The organism is Streptomyces lacaronensis, assembly GCF_047337785.1.
Classification (GTDB): Bacteria; Actinomycetota; Actinomycetes; order Streptomycetales; family Streptomycetaceae; genus Streptomyces; species Streptomyces lycopersici.
The window spans coordinates 2,741,078-2,762,550 of sequence record NZ_JBLHDK010000003.1; the positions used below are offsets into that span (position 1 = coordinate 2,741,078).

A 21,473-nucleotide genomic window follows, 5' to 3' on the forward strand; every position below is an offset into this window, starting at 1 on the left:
GGTCACTTGCTCTCCTCGGTGCGGGCGGCGGCGACGGCGGACTCGTTCCCGCCGAGCAGCAGATACAGGACGGCCATGCGGATCGAGACGCCGTTGGCGACCTGCTCGACGGCGGTGCAGCGGTCGGAGTCCGCGACATCCGCGGTGATCTCCATGCCGCGGTTCATGGGGCCGGGGTGCATCACGATGGCGTGCTCCGGCATCCGCGCCATCCGGTCGCCGTCCAGGCCGTAGCGGCGGGCGTACTCGCGCTCGGTGGGGAAGAACGCGGCGTTCATGCGCTCGCGCTGGACGCGCAGCATCATCACGGCGTCGGTCTTGCCGACCACCGCGTCCAGGTCGTAGGAGACCTCGCAGGGCCAGCTCTCCACGCCGAAGGGGACCAGCGTCGGCGGGGCGACCAGGGTGACCTCGGCGCCCAGGGTGGACAGCAGATGGACGTTGGAGCGGGCCACCCGGCTGTGCAGGACGTCGCCGACGATGGTGATCCGGCGGCCGGACAGGTCCTGGCCCACGCCGGACGCCCCGGAGGCCAGCCGGCGGCGCATGGTGAACGCGTCGAGCAGCGCCTGGGTGGGGTGCTCATGGGTGCCGTCACCCGCGTTCACCACGGCGCCTTTGATCCAGCCGGAGGTGGCCAGCCGGTGCGGGGCGCCGGAGGCGTGGTGGCGGATCACCACGGCGTCGGCGCCCATCGCCTCCAGGGTGAGCGCGGTGTCCTTCAGGGACTCGCCCTTGGAGACCGAGGACCCCTTGGCGGAGAAGTTGATCACGTCGGCGGACAGCCGCTTGGCGGCCGCCTCGAAGGAGATGCGGGTGCGGGTGGAGTCCTCGAAGAAGAGGTTGACGACGGTACGGCCGCGCAGGGTCGGCAGTTTCTTGATCGGCCGGTCGGCGAGCCGGGCCAGTTCCTCGGCGGTGTCGAGGATCAGGACGGCGTCGTCGCGCGAGAGATCGGCGGCCGAGATGAGGTGGCGCTTCATCCGGTTGCTCCGTGGGTGAAGGAGGTGTGCGGGCGTGCGGGCGGGCAGGCGCGGGGACCGGTGACGTGGCGGCACCGGTGGTCCGTCGGGCGGGTTCCCCTTCGGTCGCCGGGGCGGCACTCGCCGTCGGTGAGAGGCGCTACTTCCCGTCCGCTGGGGTGGTCCCGCGCAGGCCGAGGAGCACGCTGTCGCGGCCGTCCTCCTCGGTGAGCTGGACCTTGACCGTCTCCCGCAGCGACGTGGGGAGGTTCTTGCCGACGTAGTCGGCGCGGATCGGCAGTTCCCGGTGGCCGCGGTCGACGAGGACCGCGAGCTGGACCGCGCGCGGCCGCCCGATGTCGCCGAGGGCGTCGAGTGCGGCGCGGATGGTGCGGCCGGAGAAGAGCACATCGTCCACGAGGACCACGAGGCGGCCGTCGATGCCGTCGTCGGGGATCTCGGTGCGGGCGAGCGCGCGGGCCGGGCGCAGCCTCAGGTCGTCGCGGTACATCGTGATGTCGAGCGAGCCGACCGGGATCCGGCCGGGCTTGCCGGTGATCTCTTCGAGCCGGGCGGCCAGCCGCCGGGCGAGAAAGACACCACGGGTGGGAATGCCGAGCAGCACCACGTCATCGGCGCCTTTGGCGCGCTCGACGATCTCGTGGGCGATGCGGGTGAGAACGCGCGCGATATCCGGTGCTTCCAGCACCGAGCGCGCGGCGTCCGAGGTGTGTGCGTCCATACGAAACGGACCTCCTTCTCCGCCTCACGGGACGGACCTTAAAGGACGGTCGGATTTGCGCCATTCACACTAGCAGGGGTGAGGACCGGCCCCGTCAACACCCCTGGCCGGAGCCCCTCCGCTCCATTCGGCTTGACGAATGGAAATTACGCTGCGTAACCTCACAGTGAGTGACCAGCCGCGCGGCACAGCCGCACGTCGATACAGCGTCCGGGGAGCTTTATGTCCAGCGAATACGCCAAACAGCTCGGGGCCAAGCTCCGCGCCATCCGCACCCAGCAGGGCCTCTCCCTCCACGGTGTCGAGGAGAAGTCCCAGGGCCGCTGGAAGGCCGTGGTGGTGGGATCGTACGAGCGCGGCGACCGCGCCGTGACCGTGCAGCGTCTCGCCGAGCTGGCCGACTTCTACGGCGTCCCGGTGCAGGAATTGCTTCCGGGCACGAGCCCGGCCGGGGCCGCCGAGCCGCCGCCGAAGCTGGTACTGGACCTGGAGCGACTGGCCCATGTGCCGGTCGAGAAGGCGGGCCCGCTTCAGCGGTACGCCGCGACGATCCAGAGCCAGCGCGGTGACTACAACGGCAAGGTGCTCTCGATCCGTCAGGACGATCTGCGCACCCTCGCCGTCATCTATGACCAGTCGCCGTCCGTGCTGACCGAACAGCTGATCAGCTGGGGCGTGCTGGGCGCCGACGCCCGCCGCGCGGTCCAGCATGAAGACGTCTGAGTCCCGCTTCCCCTGTTCACCAGCAGAAACGTGCCGCCGGGGGCAGTGGAGCCCTTCTGGGTCCTCCACCGCCCCCGGCGGCTTTGTCGTGTGATGAGCGCGGCTATGCCTGGTGCCGGGGCTCCTGCTCGCGACGCAGACTCGGCTTCAGCTCCTTGATGCGGCCCAGCAGGCCGTTGACAAAGGCCGGCGAGTCATCGGTGGAGAACTCCTTGGCGAGCTGCACCGCCTCGTCGATCACCACCGCGTCCGGGGTCGCGTCCTCCCACACCAGCTCATACGCGCCCAGCCGCAGGATGTTCCGGTCCACGACCGGCATCCGGTCCAGCGTCCAGCCCACCGCGTAGGTGGCGATCAGCTCGTCGATCCGGTCGATGTGCTGGGCATATCCCTCGACGAGCTGCATCGTGTATTCGCTGACCGGCGGCTGCCGGTCGTCGGTCCGGGCGAGCCGGATCCAGTCCGCGAGCACGGTCTGCACGGCGCTGCCGCGCTGATCGGCCTCGAAGAGGATCTGGAAGGCGCGCTTACGGGCCTTGTTGCGGGCAGCCACGGTTAGTTGTTCACCCGACCGAGGTACTCACCGGAGCGGGTGTCGACCTTGATCTTCTCACCGGTGGTGATGAACAGCGGCACACCGATCTCGTAGCCGGTCTCCAGCTTGGCGGGCTTGGTGCCACCGGTGGAGCGGTCACCCTGGACGCCCGGCTCGGTGTACTCGATCACCAGCTCGACGGCGGCGGGCAGCTCGACGTACAGCGGGTTGCCCTCGTACATCGCCACGACGGCCTCGAAGCCCTCGAGCAGGTAGCGGGCGTTGTCGCCGACGACCTCGGGGGTGATGTAGATCTGGTCGAAGGTGTCCATGTCCATGAACACAAAGCTCTCGCCGTCCTTGTACGAGAACTGCATGCCGCGCTTGTCGACATTGGCCGTCTCGACCTTCACACCGGCGTTGAAGGTCTTGTCGACCACCTTGCCGGACAGCACGTTCTTGAGCTTGGTGCGCACGAAAGCGGGGCCCTTGCCGGGCTTGACGTGCTGGAACTCGACTACGGACCACAGCTGGCCGCCGTCGAGCTTGAGCACCATGCCGTTCTTGAGGTCGTTCGTGGATGCCACGGTTGCGGGATCTCCTGGACTGCAGCTGGCGGAGACCAGAGAGCCGCCGGCGCGCCCGGTTCCGCTAGAGCGCGAGCAGCTCTTTGGTCGTGATGGTGAGTAGCTCGGGTCCGCCGTCCGCCTCGGGGCGGACGACGAGCGTGTCATCGATCCGGACACCGCCCCGGCCCGGGAGGTGGACCCCCGGCTCGACGGTGACCGGCACACAAGCGTCCAGTTTACCCATGGCGGACGGTGTGAGCCGAGGGTCCTCGTCGATTTCCAGGCCCACACCGTGTCCGGTGCACGGTTCCAGCCCGTCCCCGAAGCCCGCGGCGGTCAGCACCTGACGGGTCACCCGGTCCACGTCCCGGTACGCCCGGCCCGGCAACAGCGCCTCCCGCCCGGCCCGCTGAGCGGCGAAGACGGCGTCGTACAGCTCGACCTGCCAGTCCGCGGGCGAGGGACCGATGACGAAGGTACGGCCCACCTGGCAGCGGTAGCCGCGGTAGTCGGCGCCGAGGCAGATGGTGAGGAAATCGCCCTCCTCGACCCTCCGGTCGGTGGGCAGATGGCCGGGGCGCCCGGCGTTGGGCCCCGCCGCGACCACGGTGGGGAAGGCCGGGCCGTCCGCGCCGTGGTCCACCAGCCGGCGCTCCAGCTCCAGCGCCAGATGCCGCTCGGTGCGGCCCACCAGGATCGACTCCAGCAACTCACCGAGCGCCTGGTCGGCGAGCTCTCCGGCGATCCGCATACGGGAGATCTCCTCGCCGTCCTTGATGAGCCGCAACTGCTCGACGGCACGGCCCAGATCGGCGAGGCGGACGCGGGGGGCGGCGGCGCCGAGCGCCCGATGGCGGGCGACGGTCAGATCGTGCTCCTCGACGGCCAGCGACTCGGCGCCGTCCGCCGCGGCCAGATCGGCGGCTGCCACGGCCGGATCGCCGTCCGCGCCGGGCACCACCAGCAGCCGCGGCTCGTCGGAACGCGGCGGGCCCGAGCCCGAGGAGAGCGGGGGCGCGGACGGGACCTCGGTGGCCACCAGCACGTCCTGGACGGGGCCGAGCAGCAGCACGGCCCCGGGCGGCACGACGCCGCACAGATAGCGCACATTGGCGGGCCGGGACACCAGCGCCGCCGCGCTCCCGGCCGCGGTGCACTGATCGTGCAGACGGGCACGTCGGGCCGCGTACACCTCGGACATGTCCCCGAGCGTACGCAGACTCGGGGGCCACGGCTTCCCCAGTGGCTCCGGCGAGTGAGCCGAAGGGGCGCGTCGCCGTCGAAAGGGAGTCGCGCGCGGGGAGCGAGGGCAGCGACCGGCATGCGGCTCCGCCGCGTGGGCGACCGAGCACGTCGACCGTCGACAGGGGCACCTCCCAGCGGTAGCCGGGGGAGAACCGAGCCTCGAAAAAGGAGGCCGGGGGCTACCAGCTCGGGGGGCTCGCGATGGAGCGGGTGACGACCTCGTCGAGCATGCGGGCCGTGGTCTCCACGTCGTACGTGGAGTTGTCGATGATGGGCAGCCCCGAGCCGTACCACCCCGCCATCCGGCCGTGGATCCGTGCCACCTCCTCGTCGCTGAGGCGGCGGTTACCGCTGCGGGCCGCGTTCCGCTCCAGGACGATCTCCAGGCCCGGAAGGACCACCACCGGCAGCAGCCCGGGGCCCACATGGCGCTTCCAGCCGCCGAGGCCGACGACCGGGCGGTCGGGGAAGACGGCGTCGTCGAGGATGCAGGAGATCCCGTTGGCCAGGAAGTTACGGGCGGCGAAGCCGCAGGTGCGGCGGGCGAGACGATACTGCGCCTCGGAGTGCTCGTTCCACCCCGACTGGGGGTTGGCGAAGCCGGACCGGACCCACTCCCGCACATCGTCCAGGCTGATGTGCGCGGTCGGCACCCGGCGGCGGTCGGCCCAGTAGCGCGCGACCGTGGTCTTGCCCGCCCCGGCCGGTCCGATCAGCAGCACCGCCACCGCCGCCTGCGAGACATCGGCGAGCGACGGGTCCGACGGGGGGTGCGGCAGCGGCACCGGGCCGCCGGGCGGCAGCTGGACATGGCCGGTGGTGTTCACCGTCTCCAGCGGCGCCCCGGGGGGCGCGGGCGGGGCCGGCGGAGGGGACACCGGATGCTGCGCGGGCGGTACCGGGTGCCCGGCCGCGGGAGGCGCGGGGGGATTGGGGTGAGGTCCCGGGTGATGGCTCGCACTCGCGCCCTGGGCCCATCCCGCGCCCTGCGACCCGGGAACCGGCCCCGGCCGGTGGGGCGGTGGCAGCGGAGCTCCCGCATGCTGCATCCGGTGGCACTCCGTCTCGTACAGGGAGTTCTCGTCCGACAACTGTCAGGTGCTGATACGGCGGTGAGGCCGTTCCTACCGAACGGTACCTGCCCAAGGCTCCGCTGTGTGAACGGACCGCGAACCCGCTGTGTCCCCGCCGCCCCTCGCCAGCCAGGCATTTCGTCCCTCAAGGGCCGCAACCGCGAGGGCTCGGGGGCTGTTCGAACGCCCGCGGCGGGGCCGCGGGCGTTCGAAGGCGATGACAGAGTTGTGACGCGGGAAGTCGGTTACCGCCCGGGTCAGCCGGAGACCTCGGCGTACGCCGCGAGCAGCACCGCCGGGTCCGGGCCCTCCAGCACGGTGGGCTTGGCGATGCCGTCCAGGACGATGAAACGCAGCAGGTCACCGCGGGACTTCTTGTCGACCTTCATGGTCTCCAGCAGCTTGGGCCACTGGTCGCCGCGGTAGGTGAGCGGTAGGCCGACTGCCTCCAGGACGGTACGGTGCCGGTCGGCCGTGGCGTCGTCCAGACGGCCCGCCAGACGGCCCAGCTCGGCGGCGAAGACCATGCCCACGGAGACGGCCGCGCCATGGCGCCAGTTGTAGCGTTCGTTCTTCTCGATGGCGTGGGCGAGCGTATGCCCGTAGTTGAGGATCTCCCGCAGCCCGGACTCCTTGAGGTCGCTGGAGACGACCTCGGCCTTGACCCGGATGGAACGCTCGATGAGCTCGGCGGTGTGCGGACCGGCGGGCGTACGGGCGGCGACCGGGTCCCGCTCGATCAGCTCCAGGATCTCCGGGTCGGCGATGAAGCCCGCCTTGATGACCTCGGCGAGCCCGCTGACGTAGTCGTTGACCGGCAGCGAGTCCAGCGCGGCCAGATCGCACAGCACCCCGGCCGGGGGGTGGAAGGCGCCGACGAGGTTCTTGCCCTCGGCCGTGTTGATCCCGGTCTTGCCGCCGACGGCGGCGTCGACCATGCCGAGCACGGTCGTGGGGACGGCGATCCAGCGCACTCCGCGCAGCCAGGTGGCGGCGACGAATCCGGCGAGGTCGGTGGTCGCGCCGCCGCCGACGCCGACGATCACATCGGTGCGGGTGAAGCCGGTCTGGCCGAGCGCCTTCCAGCAGTACGCGGCGACCTCGGCGGTCTTGGCCTCCTCCGCGTTGGGCAGCTGGATCGCGATGGCGTCGTACCCCTGATCGGCGAGGTCCTGGCGGATCGCCTCACCGGTCTCGGCCAGCGCCTCGGGGTGCAGGACGGCGACGCGTTGGACATGGCCGCGGCGCGGAGCGCCTCCCTTGAGGGTGGTGGTGGGAGACGGGCGGGCAGCTGTGCCGAGCAGCCCGGGAAGCTCGCCGAGCAGCTGCCGGCCGATCAGCACCTCGTACGGCGCGGTGCCCGCGGTGCCTCCGACCTGGACGCGCGTGGGGGTATCGGCCACAGGGGGTGTCATGCGTTCTTCAGCTCCAGTACGTCCAGGACGGCCTCGGCGACGGCCTCGGGGGTGCGGTCCTCGGTCGACACCACGGCGCGGGCGACCTCGGTGTACAGCGGGCGGCGCTGCTCCATCAGCTCGCGCCAGCGCTGGCGCGGATTGACCGCGAGCAGCGGGCGCGGGGCGTCAAGACCGGTGCGCTTGACGGCCTCGGCGACGCCCATCTCCAGGAAGACGACGGGGAGGCCGGTGAGCAGCGCCCGGGTGCCCTCGTCGAGGACGGCGCCGCCGCCCAGCGCGAGCACGCCCCGGTGCTCGGCGACGGCGGTCCGCACCGCCTGCCGCTCCAGCTCGCGGAAGCGCGGCTCGCCCTCGTCGATGAAGATCTCCGAGATCTCCTTGCCCGCCGTCGCGACGATGTCGGTGTCGGTGTCGCGGAAGGTGGTGCCGAGCCGCTCCGCGAGCGCCTGCCCGACGGTGGTCTTCCCGACCCCCATGGGCCCGACCAGCACGACGGCGGGGCCCTGACTGACCTCCCCGGTCACCGGATGGCCAGGTTCTCGAGGAAGCCAAGCACATTGCGGTGGGTCTCGGTGACCGAGTCGCCGCCGAACTTCTCCGCGACCGCGTCCGCCAGGACCAGCGCGACCATCGCCTCGGCGACGATCCCGGCCGCCGGGACGGCGCAGACGTCGGAACGCTGGTGGTGGGCCTTGGTGGCCTCGCCGGTGGTCACATCGACCGTGGCCAGCGCCCGCGGCACGGTCGCGATCGGCTTCATCGCGGCCCGGACGCGCAGCAGCTCGCCGGTGCTCAGCCCGCCCTCGGTGCCGCCGGAGCGGCCCGAGGAGCGCCGGATGCCCTCGTCCGTGGAGAGGATCTCGTCATGGGCCTTGGAGCCGGGCACCCGCGCGAGGTCGAAACCGTCGCCGACCTCGACGCCCTTGATGGCCTGGATGCCCATCAGCGCACCGGCCAGCCGCGCGTCGAGCCGGCGGTCCCAGTGCACATGCGAGCCGAGGCCCACCGGCACGCCGTACGCGAGCACCTCGACGACGCCGCCGAGCGTGTCGCCGTCCTTGTGGGCCTGGTCGATCTCGGCCACCATCGCCTTGCTCGCGTCGGCGTCCAGGCAGCGCACCGGGTCGGCGTCCAGCCTCTCGACGTCGGAGGGCTTGGGGTAGACGCCGTACGGCGCCTTCGCGGCGGCCAGCTCCACGACATGCGAGACGATCTCGATCCCGGCCGTCTCCTTGAGGTAGGAGCGGGCGACGGTGCCCAGCGCCACCCGGGCGGCGGTCTCGCGGGCGCTGGCGCGCTCCAGGATCGGCCGGGCCTCGTCGAAGCCGTACTTCTGCATCCCGGCCAGGTCGGCATGGCCGGGGCGGGGACGGGTCAGCGGGGCGTTACGGGCGACTCCCTCGAGGATCTCGGGGTCCACCGGGTCGGCGGCCATGACCTGCTCCCACTTGGGCCACTCCGTGTTGCCGACCATGATCGCGACCGGGGAGCCGAGGGTCAGCCCGTGGCGTACGCCACCGAGGAAGGTGACCTCGTCGCGCTCGAACTTCATCCGGGCACCGCGGCCGTAGCCGAGCCGCCGTCGGGCCAGGGCGTCGGCCACCATGTCGGTGGTGATCGGCACCCCGGCGGGCAGCCCCTCCAGCGTCGCCACGAGTGCGGGGCCGTGCGACTCCCCCGCGGTCAGCCAGCGCAACCTGCTCAACGGTGCTCCCTCATGCGCGTGCCTCGACGTCCTGCGGCGCGGCCCGGTCCGCGCGACTCCGGCCCGCACCTCCGATCCTCCCACGACCGGGGCGTCCGCTCGGTTCCTGGTCCATGGGCTGGACGCCCGCGGCGCCCCGGGGACGGGCCGAACAGGGCCGACGAGGGGCCGGGGACGGGCCGGACGGGGGCCGGCAAAGGGCCCCGTGGGACGGCTCAGCGGGCCGCCAGCGCCTCGCGCATCGCGGCCAGCGGCGCGGGGGCGCGGCCCGTCATCTGCTCGACCTGGAGCACCGCCTGGTGCACCAGGAGGTCCAGGCCGCCGACCACCGAGCCGCCGCGCGCCGCCCAGGCGGCGGCCAGCGGGGTGGGCCAGGGCTCGTAGAGGACGTCGAAGAGCGCGCCGGGGCGGTCCGGTACGGCCGCGGCGAGCGCGTCGGCGGTGCCCGCGGGGGTGGTGGCGATCACCAGCGGCGCGCCGAGCGCCTCGGCCGCGTCGCCCCAGTCCGCCGTGCGCACCGCGACGCCCAGCCGCTCGCCCCACTGCCGCATCTCGGCGGCGCGGGCCTCGCTGCGGACGTATGCGGTGACCTCGCCGTCGCAGATCCGGGAGAGCGCGGCCAGCGCCGAGGAGGCCGTGGCGCCGGCGCCCAGCACGGCGGCGCGCGCCACGCGCCCGACGCCGCGCTCCCGCAGCGCCGCCAGCATGCCGGGGATATCGGTGTTGTCCCCGCGCCTGCGGCCGTCGTCTCCGAAGACCACCGTGTTGACGGCCTCCACCGAGGCCGCGGTGTCGCTGATCTCGTCCAGCAGCGGGATGACGGCCCGCTTGAGCGGCATGGTCAGGGACAGTCCGGCCCAGGCCGGTCCCGCGTCCTCGCCGAGGTGCTTGAAGAAGTCCGGCAGCCCGGTCTCGTCCACCTCGAAGCGGCCGTACGTCCAGCCGGTCAGGCCCAGTTCGCGGTAGGCGGCGCGGTGCAGCACCGGTGACAGGGAGTGGGCGATCGGCGAACCGAGCACCGCTGCCCTGCGGTTTTCCGACATCTTTCCTCAGCCGTTGTTCGTGCGCTGCTTATTGAACTTGTTGACCCACTTCTGGTGATCCGCGTAGGTCTTGGAGAACTGACTCGTCTTGCCGTCCAGCGAGACGAAGTAATACCAGCCGTCGCTGGTCGGATTCATCGCCGCCTTCAGCGCGTCGTGGCCCGGATTTCCGATCGGACCGGGCGGAAGTCCCTTGTAGAAGTACGTGTTGTACGGGTTGTCGTACTGCTTGATCTCACTGATCGGGATATCGATCTTGCTCTGGTTCTTGATGTAGTTGTAGGTGGAGTCGAATTCCACCTTGCCGTAGGTCTCGGGGTTCGCGGGCTTGAGCCGGTTGTAGACGACCTCGGCCATCTTCCGGAAGTCATCGTGGGTGACGCCCTCCGCCTGGACCAGGCTGGCCACGCTGATCAGCTGGAGCGGGGACTTGAGGCCCAATTCCCTGGCCTTGCCCTCCAGATCCTGACCCGAGTAGTTCCGATTGGCCTCGGCGACCATCTTCCGCAGCACGTCCGCGGGTTTGGCGCCCTCGCCCACGCTGTAGCGGGACGGGTACAGGAATCCTTCCAGCGGATCCTTGATCTTGCTGTTGTCGTCGGCCCAGGAGGGCAGCCCGAGGTTCTTGGCCTCCTTCTTGGCGACGCCCGCGGTGGTCCCCGCCTTGAGGCCGATCTTCTTGTCGATCGCCGCGTAGATCGTGGCGTCGCGCATGCCCTCGGTGACGATCAGGGCGTTGCTGCTGCTGGGGTCGAGCATCAGCTTGACCGCTGCCGCGCCGGACATCTCCTTGCGCAGGGTGTAGGTGCCCGGCTGGACGAACTTGCCGCTGTCCTCCACGGCATCGACGAAGGCGCCGCTGCTCTTGACCACGCCCTTGTCGGCGAGTATCGAGCCGATCTCGGCGTTGCCGGAGCCGGAGGGCACCTCCACCTCGATCCGGCCGGTGCCCTGGCCGGAGTAGTCGGGTGCGGGGCCGAAGCGGGTCTGCCAGAAGTCGTAGGCATAGTAGCCGCCTCCGCCGACCACGCCCACCAGGACGACGGTCACGAAGAGGCAGGCCACGCCGCTGCGGCGCTTCTTGGGCTTGCCCTTCTCGCCGGAGCGCTCGCCGTCCTCGCCGTCGTCGTCCGCGTCATCCGCGTCGCCCCGGCCGCCGCCGGTGAAGAACGGATGGTCGTCCTCGTCGTCCGCCTGGAGGGGAGGCTCGTCGGGGGCCTCGCGCTGGCGCGGCACCTGGTGCTCCGCGGGGACCGTGGGCATCTGCTGTGTGCCCTGTTGTCCCTGGTAGGCGTCCTGGCCCGGATAGGAACCGCCCTGGCCGCCCTGGCCGCCATAGGGATCCTGTGGGTCCATCCCGCCGTACGAGCCGCCCTGGGCCGGGTAGGGGCCGCCCTGGCCGGGGTACTCCTGCGGGTGCCGCTGATGCGGGTAGCCGGCGTCCTGGCCGTCCCACTGGGGCTGCTGATGCTGCTGCGGGTCCTGCGAATAGCCGTGCGGATACTGCTGGTGCCCGTAAGGGTCCTGGCCGTACGCGCCCTGGCCGTACGGATCCTGGCCGTAGGCGTCCTGTGCGTACGGGTCCTGGGCGTAGGTGTCCTGCTGGGCGTAGGTGTCCTGCTGAGCGTAGGGATCCTGCGCGTAGCGGTCCTGTGCGTAGGGATCCTGGCCGGCCGCCGCGTGGTGGCCGCTCCACTCTCGGTCCCCGTACAGCGGATCCTCGGGGTGCCACGGTTGGGAGCCGGGTCCCCGGCCGTACTCAGTCATCGATCCCCTAGCGACGGAGGTGGTCACCGCTCGGCGTGTGCGTGGCACGGGCGGCGGCGGCCATGCCGCGCGGAACGTTACCGTATCGCGATCAGATGACCACTTCGACGGCTTCCCCCGGAGCCCTCCCCGAGACCCGCTCGGTCTCCAGCGCGCTCTGCAGGATCACCACGGCCGCCGCCTGGTCAACGACGGAACGGCCCTTCTTGGACGTCATCCCGGAGGCGCGCAGCCCCTGGGACGCTGTGACAGTGGTCATACGCTCGTCGACGAGCCGTACCGGCACCGGGTTGACCCGCCGCGCCAACTCGCGGGCGAAGGTGCGTACTTTGGCCGCGGCCGGCCCCTCGCGCCCGTTGAGCGAGCGCGGCAGGCCGACCACCACCTCGATCGGCTCGTACTCCTCGACGATCGCCACGAGCCGCTTGTGGGCGGCCGGGATGTCACGTCCCGGCACGGTCTCCACGGGGGTGGCGAGGATCCCGTCGGGGTCGCACGAGGCGACCCCGATCCGGGCGTCCCCGACGTCGATGGCGATCCGCCTGCCGCGTCGCACGACTACCGGTCCGATTCCGCGACAAGCCGCTCGACGGCCTCGATGGCCTCGCCGACGGCCCCCGGGTTCTGGCCGCCGCCCTGGGCCACGTCCGGCTTGCCGCCGCCTCCGCCGCCGAGCGTCTTGGCGGCGGTGCGGACCAGGTCACCGGCCTTGAGCCCGCGCTCACGGGCGGCCTCGTTGGTGGCGATCACGGTCAGCGGACGGCTGTTCGCCACGGTGAAGAGGGCGACGACGGCCGGGCGGTCGCCCGGGATGCGGCCACGCACGTCCAGGACCAGCTTGCGCAGATCGTCGGGGGAGGTGCCGTCCGGCACCTTGGCGGCCACCAGGGCAACGCCCCGGACGTCCTTGGCGCCCTGGACGAGACCGGCGGCGGCCTGCAGCACCTTCTCGGCGCGGAACCGCTCGATCTCCTTCTCGGCCTCCTTGAGCTTGCTCAGCATGCCGGAGATCTTCTCCGGGAGCTCCTCGGGGCGGCCCTTGACCAGGTCGGTGAGCTGGGAGACGACCGTGTGCTCCCGGGCGAGGAAGTTGTAGGCGTCCACGCCCACCAGGGCCTCGACCCGGCGCACCCCGGAGCCGATGGAGGACTCGCCGAGCAGCTTCACCAGACCCAGCTGGGCGGTGTTGTGCACATGCGTGCCACCGCACAGCTCCTTGGAGAAGTCGCCGATGGTCACCACGCGCACCCGGTCGCCGTACTTCTCGCCGAACTCGGCGATGGCGCCCTGCTTCTTGGCGTCGTCCATGCTCATCACCTCGGCGGTGACGTCGAGCTCGCGCGAGAGCACCTCGTTGATCTTCTGCTCGACGTCCGTGAGGACCGCGCCGGGTACGGCGGTCGGCGAACCGAAGTCGAAGCGGAAGCGGCCGGGCGAGTTCTCCGAACCGGCCTGGGCGGCGGTCGGGCCCAGGGCGTCGCGCAGCGCCTGGTGGGTGAGGTGGGTGGCGCTGTGGGCGCGGGCGATGGCACGGCGGCGCTTGATGTCGATCCGGGCGTGGGCCCCGGCGCCGACCGTCACCTCGCCGACCTGGACGACACCCTTGTGCACGCTGACCCCGGGCACCGGCTGCTGGACGTCCCGGACCTCCACCACGGCGCCGGTGTCCAGCTTGATCCGGCCGGTGTCGGCGAGCTGGCCGCCGCCCTCGGCGTAGAACGGGGTGCGGTCCAGGACGACCTCGACCTCGTCGCCCTCGGTGGCGGCGGGCGAGGACAACCCGTCGACCAGCAGACCGACGACGGTGGACTCGCCCTCGGTGTGGATGTAGCCGGTGAACTCGGTCAGGCCGGAGCTGTCGGCCACCTCGCGGTAGGCGGACAGGTCGGCGTGGCCGGTCTTCTTGGCCTTGGCGTCGGCCTTGGCGCGCTCCCGCTGCTCCTTCATCAGGCGGCGGAAGCCCTCCTCGTCCACCGAGAGGCCCTGTTCGGCGGCCATCTCAAGGGTGAGGTCGATCGGGAAGCCCCAGGTGTCATGGAGCAGGAACGCCTTGTCGCCGGGGAGCACGCTGCCGCCGGTGGCCTTGGTGTCGGTGACGGCGGTGTCGAGGATGTTGGTACCGGCCTTGAGCGTCTTGAGGAAGGCCGACTCCTCGGCGAGGGCGACGGTCTCGATGCGCTTGCGGTCGGTGAGCAGCTCCGGGTACTGCTGGCCCATCGTCTTGAGGACGACGTCGACCAGCTCGCCGACGACCGGCTCGGTGGCGCCGAGGATGCGCATATTGCGGATGGCGCGGCGCATGATGCGGCGCAGCACATAGCCGCGGCCCTCGTTGCCGGGGGTGACGCCGTCGCCGATGAGCATGACGGAGGTGCGCATGTGGTCGGCGACCACGCGCAGCGAGACGTCGGAAGTGTGGGCGGCGCCGTAGGCGACCCCGGTCAGCTCGGTGGCCTTGTCCATGACGACGCGCAGGGTGTCGGTCTCGTACATGTTCCGCACGCCCTGGAGGATCATCGCCAGGCGCTCGAGGCCGAGACCGGTGTCGATGTTCTTGCTGGGGAGCTCGCCGAGGATCGGGAAGTTCTCCTTGCCCTCGCCCGGACCGCGCTCGTACTGCATGAAGACCAGGTTCCAGATCTCCACGTAGCGCTCGTCGTTGACGGCCGGGCCGCCCTCCTCGCCGAACTCCGGACCACGGTCGTAGTTGATCTCGGAGCAGGGGCCGCAGGGGCCGGGGACGCCCATGGACCAGTAGTTCGGGCCCATGCCCAGGCGCTGGATCCGCGTCGAGGGGACGCCGATCACCTCGCGCCAGATGCGCTCGGCCTCGTCGTCCTGCTCATAGACGGTGATCCACAGCCGCTCGGGGTCGAGGCCGTAGCCACCCTCCTCCTGGGAGCCGGTCAGCAGCTCCCAGGCGTACTTGATGGCGCCTTCCTTGAAGTAGTCACCGAACGAGAAGTTCCCGCACATCTGGAAGAAGGTGCCGTGGCGGGTGGTCTTGCCGACCTCTTCGATGTCCGGGGTGCGTACGCACTTCTGCACGCTGACGGCGCGGTCGAAGGGCGGCTTGACCTCACCGAGGAAGTACGGCTTGAAGGGCACCATGCCCGCGGGGACCAGCAGCAGCGTCGGGTCGTCCGCGATGAGCGACGCCGACGGCACGACGGTGTGCCCGCGCTCCTCGAAGAAGCGCAGCCAGCGGCGGCGGATTTCAGCCGACTCCATCAGTGGTCCTCATTTCCGGCTTTGTGGAGCTTGTAGGGGGTGGTGCGGCTCAGCTCGGCCCGGCCCCGCTGGGCCGGCAGCCGCTTGCGGTCGTCCGGCGGTGGCGCGGAGAGCCCGAGCGCGTCCTTGAGCGCGGCCTCGCGGTCGGCCATGCCGTCCCGTACGTCGAGGGCGAAGACCTTGATCCGCCGGCCCGCCAGCACCGCCCGGTCGGCGGCCTGCGCCGCCAGGCTCTCCGGGGTGAGCTGGTTGAGCTTGCGGTTGACCTTGGTGGTGGCCCATACCCCGGCGGCGACGCCGGTGGTGAACCAGAATGTGCGGCGGAACATCCGGTCTGTCAGCCCTTCGATCCACGGTTGCGGCGGCCGCCCCGGCGGGCGGACGGCAGGGTCTTGCCGATGACGACGTTGTGCGCGGGCGCGGGTTCGTCCTCCGCCCGCCCCTTGCGGCCGATCGCCCGCCGGACGCCGTAGCCGAACGCGGCCACCTTGACCAGCGGTCCGCCGAAGGCGGTGGAGACGGTCGAGGAGAGCGCGGAGGCGTTGGAGGTGACCTCCTGGACGTCGGAGGCGATCGAGTCCACCCGGGCGAGCTGGGTGTTGGCCTCGCGCACGGTCGCGGACGCCTCGCTCAGCAGCGGCACCGCCTGGTCGGTGACCTCCGCCACCAGCCTGGTGGCCGCCTTGAGCGTCTGTGCCAGCCTCACCAGCGCCAGCGCCAGGAAGGACACCAGGATCGCCCAGAAGACGGCCACGAGGATCCCGGCCACCTCTCCACCGGACACGTCGCACCGCTCCCTGTCGCCGCTCGTCGTCGTTGTCTCGTGTTGGTCGTGCTCGGCGCGCCGACGTGTCGTGATGACGCGTCGTCCGGCGTCGTCCGTCGCCCGCCGCTCTCGGGCGGTATCCGGGTGCGGGCGGCAGGTATCGACCTTATCGCGCCGCGGACGCGCACCCGAAACGCATAACGGCCGCCGGGCACCCGGACCGGACCCGCCACCGGACAAGCCCGCGGGTTCCCCGTTCGACCGGTGTCGAGGGGGAACCCGCGGGCTTGGGTGCGTACGGTCCGCTCCGCCGGATCAGCGGGCGTAGTACTCGACGACGAGCTGCTCGTCGCAGATCACCGGGATCTCCTTGCGGTTGGGGTCCCGGTCCAGGCGGAAGGCGAGCGCCTTCAGGTTGACCTGGAGGTAGCGCGGGGTCTCGCCGTCGGGGGCGTAGCCACCCTCGCGCGCCACCTGGAAGGGGACCTTCTCGCGGCTGCGCTCGCGGACCATCACCACGTCGTCCGGGCGGACCCGGAAGGACGGCTTGTCGACCTTGCGGCCGTTGACCTCGATGTGGCCGTGGGTGACCATCTGGCGGGCCTGGTAGATGGTGCGGGCGATGCCCGACCGCAGTACGAGCGCGTCCAGCCGGCGCTCGAGTTCGATGACCAGCGCCTCGCCCGTCTTGCCTCCGGCCTTCCGAGCGCGGTCGTAGGCACGGGCCATCTGGCGCTCGCTGATGTCGTACTGAGCGCGCAGCCGCTGCTTCTCCAGCAACCGGACCTTGTAGTCACTGGTCTGCTTGCGGCCACGGCCGTGCTCGCCCGGCGGGTAGGGGCGTGCCTCGAAGTACTTGACGGCCTTCGGGGTCAGAGCGATGCCGAGCGCCCGCGACTTCTTGACCTTGGGACGCGACTGGTTCACGGGGAACGAACCTCCATGTAAGTTAGGTGAGCCTTACCTTAGCCGAGGAGAACGCATGTTTCGACCTGGGATCCCCCTGCCCAGCACTGGTAAGAGCCCCGAGGAGGGTCAGCCGCGCCCCATGGAAAGCGCCCTGCGGCCCACACCGGCAGAGCGCGTACGTACTCTCGTCGAATCCAAGGCTACGGCTTCGTTGACGATTCCCGGAATCGAGGCCCTGGACGACTTGGGGATGGACGGTCCCGCCGCCCGTACGGTCGCCCCGGACGGGGACGTGCTGTTGCTGATGCCCAGCGCCTCCCCCGCCGCCCGCGCCGCCGCCCACGCCCAGGACGACGAGCTGACCTGCGTGATGGAGATCACCGACGTCGCCCCCGTCGCGATGCCCCACCGGATCCGCGGCCGCGCCTGGGTGGCCGGCTGGCTCACCCCCGTCCCCTGTGGCGAGCCCACGCGCACCGCGGCGGCGCTGCTGGCCGAGCGGCATCCGGTGGGCGAACTGCTCGGCCTCGACCAGGCGCCGCGGCCGCCGCGGCGCGGTGGGCCGGCCGCCGGGGTGGGGCCCGCCGGGAGAGCCGCCTGGACGCTGCTGCGGCTGGAGGTCGGCGAGGCGTGTGTGGACGACCTGTGGGGCGCGGACGGCGTCGAGCCGGACGACTTCACCTCGGCCGACCCCGATCCGCTGGTCCGGCACGAGGCCGAGCTGCTCCAGCATCTGCACGCCGCCCACAGCGAGCAGGTGCGCGGGCTGTGCGCACTGCTCGGCGACCGCTCCGACCTGGTCTGCACCCGGGGCCCGGCCGCCCCGGTGGCGCTGGACCGCTTCGGCCTGCGGGTGCGCTTCACGGACGAGGCGGACCGGCCGTTCGACGCGCGCTTCGACTTTCCCGAGCCGGTGCGGAACGTGTCCGAGCTGCGGTACGCGATGCACGCCCTGTTCGACGCGGCGACGGGCTGAGGACGTCCGCTATGCCGAGGCCGGGGCCCGTACGGCGAGGGCCTTGGCCCGGCCGCTACGTGGCCGGGGCCTGGCCGTCGGCTGACGGCGGCGGGTCGCCGCGCAGCCGCGCCCGCACCCGCTCCACCACATCCGCGTACCGCGCCTCGGCCCCGTACCGCGTGGGCTCGTAGTACCGCTTGCCGTGGATCTTGTCCGGTGCGTACTGCTGCGCCGCGATTCCGCCCGGCAGATCGTGCGGATAGAGATAGCCCTGTGCGTGGCCCAGCTTCTTGGCGCCCTGGTAGTGGCCGTCGCGCAGATGCGGCGGCACCGGCCCGGCCAGGCCCGCCCGCACATCGGCCAGCGCGGCGCCGATCGCGGTGGTGGCGGCGTTGGACTTGGGGGCGAGCGCCAGGGCGATGGTGGCGTGGCTCAGAGTGAGCGCGGCCTCCGGGAAGCCGATCAGGGCGACCGCCTGCGCCGCGGCCACGGCGGTGGGCAGGGCGGTGGGATCGGCCAGGCCGATGTCCTCGCTCGCCGAGATCATCAGCCGGCGGGCGATGAACCGCGGGTCCTCCCCCGCCTCGATCATCCGGGCCAGATAGTGCAGCGCCGCGTCCACGTCCGAGCCGCGGATGGACTTGATGAGGGCGCTTGCCACGTCGTAGTGCTGGTCCCCGGCGCGGTCGTACTTCACCGCGGCCCGGTCGACCGCCTCCTCCAGCGAGGTGAGCGTGACCTCGGACTCGCCCTTGTCCAGGGCCGCCCCGGCGCCCGCCTCCAGCGCGGTGAGCGCCCGCCGGGCGTCGCCACCCGCTATCCGCAGCAGATGCGCCTCGGCGTCCTCGGGGAGCGTGACCGCCCCGCCGAGCCCGCGCTCGTCGGTGAGCGCGCGCCGCAGCAGCCCGCGCAGATCGTCGTCGATCAGCGGCTCCAGAGTGAGCAGCAGCGAGCGGGAGAGCAGCGGGGAGATCACGGAGAAGTACGGATTCTCGGTGGTGGCCGCGATCAGCGTCACCCAGCGGTTCTCCACGGCGGGCAGCAGCGAGTCCTGTTGGGCCTTGCTGAAGCGGTGGATCTCGTCCAGGAAGAGCACGGTGTCCCGCCCGTACGCCCCGGAGGAGCGGCGCGCGCCGTCGATGACGGCCCGGACCTCCTTGACCCCCGCGGTGATGGCCGACAGCTCGACGAAGCGCTTCTGGGTGGCCTGGCTGACCACATACGCCAGCGTCGTCTTGCCGATGCCCGGCGGGCCCCAGAGGATCACCGACGACGGCCCGGCCGGCCCCCCGCCACCCTCGCCCACGAGCCGCCGCAGCGGGGATCCGGGGCGCAGCAGATGCTGCTGGCCCACGACCTCGTCGAGGGTGCGCGGACGCATCCGCACGGCCAGCGGACTGCTGGCCGGGTCCTTCTCCTGGCGGTCGTCTGCGGCGGCGGTGAACAGGTCTGGCTCCACCCGGGAAGCCTATGCCAACCCACCGACAACGCCGCCGCGCGCAGGGTCCGGAGGGCGCGGGCTCAGCCCTGGGCGCCCGTCCAGAAGTCCCACCAGCGGGTCAGGATCAGCATGCCGATGACGCCGATCCACATCACCGGGACCACCCAGTGGAACTCCATGAGCCCGCGCCGCAGCCCGTCCGGCGCGGGGAGGTATCCGTGTTTGAGGTTGTGGCCGGTGACGTAGCAGAACATCACGATGGTGGCGACCCAGGCGAGGCAGCACCACAGGCACAGCGAGCCGATGACGTACAGCGACTCGTACTGGAGCCAGGTCACGAAGCCGACGCCGAAGAGCGTGCCCGCGTTGAAGGTCAGCCAGTACCAGCGCGGGAAGCGCGCCCCGGTCAGCAGCGACATGCCCACGCAGATCACGATGGCGTAGGCGACGAGGCCGAGCATCGGGTTCGGGAAGCCGAACGCCTGCGCCTGGTCGCTCTCCATGATGTTGCCGCAGGAGACCACGGGGTTGAGGCTGCAACCGGGCGTGAAGACCTTACCGTCGGCCTTGTACTCGAGGATCTTGTTCTTGTCGATCGTGATGACCCAGGCGGCCAGCAGTCCCAGCGCTCCAGTGATCACGAGCAGGAGGGCGAAGGCACGGCTGCCTCCCGTCCCGGCCCGCGAGCCCTCCCGCGCCTCGCCGGACTCCACGTCGTCCATCACTGTCGTCGCCATACTCGCCGTCCGTCGCTCTCCGCAGTCTCCAGCCCCGTCGGGCAAGGCCATTGTGCCGCACCCGCTGTCGCCGCAAGGCGCGCTTATCACGGTCATGCCATGGTGCCCTGTCCCCCGTTCAGAGGACATAAGACGGGCTTCCCGGTCGTCCCTGCTGGGCCGGGACCCGCCTCCGGGGAGCGCGGGGGGCGGCCCCGAATCGGCATCGATTGGGAGGATGAATCCGCCCCGGCCGAGTTGACGGTCCGCGAGACCGTGCGCCGTTTCATGGCTACCACCCCCGGCAGGAAGCGGCGAAAGGGAGCCCAGGGCGTTCCCCGGGCCCCCTTTTGAGGCTCGCTCAGCGAGTGAGCCTCACTCAGCGAGTTATGAGGATCCCTCAGCCAAGGCGTCCGCGGACCGCCTCGACCACCTCGGTCAGCGGGACCGGGGACTGCTCGCCGGACTCCATGTCCTTCAGCTGGACCACGTTCTCGGCGAGGTCGCGCTCGCCCGCCACGATCGCGTAGCGGGCGCCGCTGCGGTTGGCGGCCTTCATCGCGGCCTTCAGGCCCTTGCCGCCGTAGGCGAAGTCCGTGGCGACGCCCGCCGTACGGAGCTCACCGACCAGGCCGAAGAGGACCTTGCGGGCCTCCTCCCCCAGCGGCACCGCGAAGACGCTGACGGCGGCGGGCAGGTTCAGCTCGACGCCCTCGGCCTCCAGGGCCAGCACCGTACGGTCCACGCCGAGCGCCCAGCCCACCGAGGGCAGGGCCGGGCCGCCGATCATCTCGGACAGGCCGTCGTAGCGGCCGCCGCCGCCGACCGCGGACTGGGAGCCCAGGCCGTCGTGGACGAACTCGAAGGTGGTGCGGGTGTAGTAGTCCAGGCCGCGCACCAGCCTCGCGTCGTCCTCGAAGTCCACCCCCCGCGCGGTGATCAGCTCGCGGACCTCCGCGTGGTACGCCTTGCACTCCTCGCACAGGTAGTCGCGCAGCAGCGGGGCGTCGGCCAGCTGCGCGCGCACCGCCTCGCGCTTGTCGTCCAGCACCCGCAGCGGGTTGATCTCCACGCGTCGCCGGGTGTCCTCGTCCAGGTCCAGGGCGCGCAGGAAGTCCTGGAGGGCGGCCCGGTAGACGGGGCGGCAGGTGGCGTCGCCCAATGAGTTCAGCAGGATGCGGAAGTTCCGCAGCCCCAGCGAGCGGTAGGCGTCGTGGGCCAGGACGATCAGCTCGGCGTCCAGGGCCGGGTCCTCGGCGCCGATCGCCTCCGCGCCGACCTGCGAGAAGTGGCGGTAGCGGCCCTTCTGCGGGCGCTCGTAGCGGTAGTACGAGCCCGAGTACCAGAGCTTGACCGGCAGCGATCCGGCCTTGTGGAGATTGGCCTCCAGGGCGGCGCGCAGCACCGAGGCGGTGCCCTCGGGCCGCAGCGCGAGCTCGTCGCCGCCCTTGGTGGTGAGGGTGTACATCTCCTTGGTCACGATGTCGGTGGACTCGCCGACGCCGCGCGCGAAGAGCTCCACGTTCTCGAAACCGGGGGTCTCGATGTAGCCGTAGCCGGAGCGCTTGAGCGGTGCGGCGATCGCCTCGCGCACCGCGAGGTAGGTCGCCGAGGCCGGCGGGATCAGGTCGTACGTGCCCCGGGGGGCTTTGAAGGTGCTCAACGGAAGT

At 71.4% G+C, this 21,473-nt stretch carries 21 protein-coding genes; 2 read left to right on the forward strand and 19 right to left on the reverse strand.

The genetic code is table 11. The annotated features are described in order from the left end of the window. Positions 1-2: 2 nt before the first annotated feature. Together ACMTAK_RS11450 and pyrR are read right to left on the reverse strand one after the other, a co-directional pair. Complete coding sequence (locus ACMTAK_RS11450; protein WP_413806116.1) at positions 3-983, reverse strand: aspartate carbamoyltransferase catalytic subunit; 981 nt, start codon at positions 981-983, stop codon at positions 3-5. Positions 984-1,122: 139 nt separating this feature from the next. Next, positions 1,123-1,704 carry a bifunctional pyr operon transcriptional regulator/uracil phosphoribosyltransferase PyrR gene (pyrR, locus tag ACMTAK_RS11455; protein WP_137980357.1) on the reverse strand — a complete coding sequence of 194 codons (582 nt, stop codon included), beginning with the start codon at positions 1,702-1,704 and terminating at the stop codon, positions 1,123-1,125. A 222-nt stretch (positions 1,705-1,926) separates the two neighbouring features. On the opposite strand from pyrR, the gene bldD reads away from it, so the two are divergent. Continuing rightward, positions 1,927-2,427 (forward strand): transcriptional regulator BldD, encoded by a 501-nt coding sequence (bldD, locus tag ACMTAK_RS11460; protein WP_014056259.1) that lies wholly within the window; start codon positions 1,927-1,929, stop codon positions 2,425-2,427. A 103-nt stretch (positions 2,428-2,530) separates the two neighbouring features. Here bldD and nusB read toward each other — a convergent pair whose 3' ends face one another. From nusB to rpsD, 14 genes are all read right to left on the reverse strand, one after another. Then, complete coding sequence (gene nusB / locus ACMTAK_RS11465) at positions 2,531-2,980, reverse strand: transcription antitermination factor NusB (protein WP_413806117.1); 450 nt, start codon at positions 2,978-2,980, stop codon at positions 2,531-2,533. 2 nt (positions 2,981-2,982) lie between these two features. Beyond that, a complete protein-coding gene (gene efp, locus ACMTAK_RS11470; RefSeq protein ID WP_037951647.1) occupies positions 2,983-3,549 on the reverse strand; it encodes an elongation factor P in 567 nt (188 codons plus the stop codon). A 64-nt stretch (positions 3,550-3,613) separates the two neighbouring features. Further along, positions 3,614-4,732 (reverse strand): aminopeptidase P family protein, encoded by a 1,119-nt coding sequence (locus tag ACMTAK_RS11475; RefSeq protein ID WP_413806118.1) that lies wholly within the window; start codon positions 4,730-4,732, stop codon positions 3,614-3,616. Between the two features lie 223 nt (positions 4,733-4,955). Further along, positions 4,956-5,825: a Pro-rich N-terminal domain-containing protein gene (locus ACMTAK_RS11480; RefSeq protein ID WP_413806119.1), complete on the reverse strand. Its 870-nt coding sequence runs from the start codon at positions 5,823-5,825 to the stop codon at positions 4,956-4,958. Positions 5,826-6,106: 281 nt separating this feature from the next. Beyond that, positions 6,107-7,264, reverse strand: coding sequence for a 3-dehydroquinate synthase (gene aroB / locus ACMTAK_RS11485; protein ID WP_413806120.1), 1,158 nt, complete (start codon positions 7,262-7,264; stop codon positions 6,107-6,109). Further along, entirely contained in the window at positions 7,261-7,743 is a 483-nt protein-coding gene (locus tag ACMTAK_RS11490; RefSeq protein WP_413812859.1) for a shikimate kinase, read from the reverse strand. The genes aroB and ACMTAK_RS11490 overlap by 4 nt, the downstream gene beginning before the upstream one ends. Positions 7,744-7,787: 44 nt before the next feature. After that, the gene (gene aroC / locus ACMTAK_RS11495) at positions 7,788-8,972 is read right to left on the reverse strand and encodes a chorismate synthase (protein WP_413806121.1); all 1,185 of its coding nucleotides are present in this window, start codon (positions 8,970-8,972) and stop codon (positions 7,788-7,790) included. Positions 8,973-9,187: 215 nt separating this feature from the next. Then, complete coding sequence (locus ACMTAK_RS11500) at positions 9,188-10,015, reverse strand: shikimate dehydrogenase (protein WP_413806122.1); 828 nt, start codon at positions 10,013-10,015, stop codon at positions 9,188-9,190. A 6-nt stretch (positions 10,016-10,021) separates the two neighbouring features. Further along, a complete protein-coding gene (mltG, locus tag ACMTAK_RS11505) occupies positions 10,022-11,782 on the reverse strand; it encodes an endolytic transglycosylase MltG (RefSeq protein ID WP_413806123.1) in 1,761 nt (586 codons plus the stop codon). A gap of 91 nt (positions 11,783-11,873) precedes the next feature. Further along, a complete protein-coding gene (ruvX, locus tag ACMTAK_RS11510; RefSeq protein ID WP_037951639.1) occupies positions 11,874-12,338 on the reverse strand; it encodes a Holliday junction resolvase RuvX in 465 nt (154 codons plus the stop codon). A 2-nt stretch (positions 12,339-12,340) separates the two neighbouring features. Beyond that, positions 12,341-15,013 (reverse strand): alanine--tRNA ligase, encoded by a 2,673-nt coding sequence (gene alaS, locus ACMTAK_RS11515; protein WP_413806124.1) that lies wholly within the window; start codon positions 15,011-15,013, stop codon positions 12,341-12,343. Then, positions 15,013-15,342 (reverse strand): DUF6167 family protein, encoded by a 330-nt coding sequence (locus ACMTAK_RS11520; RefSeq protein WP_413806125.1) that lies wholly within the window; start codon positions 15,340-15,342, stop codon positions 15,013-15,015. The genes alaS and ACMTAK_RS11520 overlap by 1 nt, the downstream gene beginning before the upstream one ends. An 8-nt stretch (positions 15,343-15,350) precedes the next feature. Continuing rightward, entirely contained in the window at positions 15,351-15,797 is a 447-nt protein-coding gene (locus tag ACMTAK_RS11525; protein ID WP_413806126.1) for a DUF948 domain-containing protein, read from the reverse strand. Between the two features lie 297 nt (positions 15,798-16,094). Beyond that, positions 16,095-16,706 (reverse strand): 30S ribosomal protein S4, encoded by a 612-nt coding sequence (gene rpsD / locus ACMTAK_RS11530; protein WP_210947494.1) that lies wholly within the window; start codon positions 16,704-16,706, stop codon positions 16,095-16,097. Positions 16,707-16,899: 193 nt separating this feature from the next. Between rpsD and ACMTAK_RS11535 the strand changes: the two genes are divergently transcribed. Further along, a complete protein-coding gene (locus ACMTAK_RS11535) occupies positions 16,900-17,664 on the forward strand; it encodes a DUF2470 domain-containing protein (protein WP_413806127.1) in 765 nt (254 codons plus the stop codon). Positions 17,665-17,719: 55 nt separating this feature from the next. Here ACMTAK_RS11535 and ACMTAK_RS11540 read toward each other — a convergent pair whose 3' ends face one another. The 3 genes from ACMTAK_RS11540 to hisS all read right to left on the reverse strand — a co-directional run bounded on the left by ACMTAK_RS11540 (position 17,720) and on the right by hisS (position 21,466). Then, positions 17,720-19,105, reverse strand: a complete 1,386-nt coding sequence (locus ACMTAK_RS11540; RefSeq protein ID WP_413806128.1) for a replication-associated recombination protein A — start codon at positions 19,103-19,105, stop codon at positions 17,720-17,722. Between the two features lie 62 nt (positions 19,106-19,167). After that, entirely contained in the window at positions 19,168-19,809 is a 642-nt protein-coding gene (locus ACMTAK_RS11545) for a vitamin K epoxide reductase family protein (RefSeq protein WP_413812860.1), read from the reverse strand. Between the two features lie 394 nt (positions 19,810-20,203). After that, positions 20,204-21,466, reverse strand: coding sequence for a histidine--tRNA ligase (gene hisS / locus ACMTAK_RS11550; protein WP_413806129.1), 1,263 nt, complete (start codon positions 21,464-21,466; stop codon positions 20,204-20,206). Positions 21,467-21,473: the final 7 nt, after the last annotated feature.